The organism is Streptomyces sp. NPDC052042 (assembly GCF_044548345.1).
Lineage (GTDB): Bacteria > Actinomycetota > Actinomycetes > Streptomycetales > Streptomycetaceae > Streptomyces.
This window is the reverse complement of the sequence record NZ_JBIUBU010000094.1, coordinates 1-1,003: the sequence shown is the minus strand read 5'-3', so window position 1 is coordinate 1,003 and position 1,003 is coordinate 1. Positions and strand designations below refer to the sequence as shown.

Genomic DNA, 1,003 nt, shown 5'->3' with positions numbered 1-1,003 from the left:
GGCGGGCTGACCGCTGCGGGACGTGAGCGCCGTGAGTCGGTGCGGATGCAGGCGGCTGAGCTGTTCGAGCAGGGGATCAAGCCGTTGGAGGTGGCACTGCGCCTGCGGGTGAGCGGGAAGTCGGCCTACCAGTGGCACCAGTTGTGGCGGGAAGGCGGTGTACTGGCTCTGGCCTCCCGTGGCCCGGGCGGGTCGCGGTGCCGGCTGTCGCCGCGCTGTCTGGAGAAACTCGCCGCGTATCTGGAGCAGGGACCGGCCGCGCACGGCTGGGTGGAGGACCAGGTGTGGACCGCGGCGAGGGTGGCCACGCTGATCGGCAGGAAGTTCCACGTCTCCTACAGCGTCTCAGGCGCCACCCGGCTGATGCACCGGATCGGCTTCAGCCCGCAGGTGCCCGCGCGGCGGGTCGCCGAGCGCGACGAACGGGCCGTTTCGGTGTGGAAGGAGGCGACCTGGGCGGAGGTAAAAGAGCACGGGCGGCCTGCGGGGGTTACATCTGCTTCGAGGACGAGGCAGGCTTCACCCGCCGGCCGCCCAAAGGACGCACCTGGGGCCGGCGCGGCCGCACCCCGGTCGTGACGGTGAGCGGGCGGCGCTCGGGACGCCTGTCGGTGGCCGGACTGATCGCCATGCGGCCCGGCTCCCGCACCCGGCTCTGCCACCGCCTGCGCACCCACCCCGCGGGCAAGGGCAAACGCCGCAGCATGGGCGAGCGCGACTTCATCGCCCTGATCGACGGCGTCCACCACCTGGTCAAGGCGCCGATCGTGCTGGTGTGGGACCGCCTGAACACTCACGTCTCCCACGCCATGCGCGAGCTGATCGACCAGCGCGACTGGCTGACGGTGTTCCTGCTGCCCGCCTACTCGCCCGACCTCAACCCCGTGGAATGGGTCTGGGCACACGTCAAGCGCAGCCTGGCCAGCCTCGCCGTCGTCGCCCTCGAACGACTCGAGACCCTCGTCCGCAACCGACTCAAACGCCTCCAATACCGGCCCGACAC

At 71.1% G+C, this 1,003-nt stretch carries 2 protein-coding genes; both read left to right on the top strand.

From position 1 onward, the window contains the following. A partial coding sequence (locus ACIHCL_RS37015) for a transposase (protein ID WP_399868943.1) occupies positions 1-579 on the top strand: 579 nt, incomplete at its 5' end. After that, positions 495-1,003 (top strand): transposase (locus ACIHCL_RS37010; protein ID WP_399868944.1); only part of this gene is annotated, 509 nt, incomplete at its 3' end. The genes ACIHCL_RS37015 and ACIHCL_RS37010, both read left to right, overlap by 85 nt.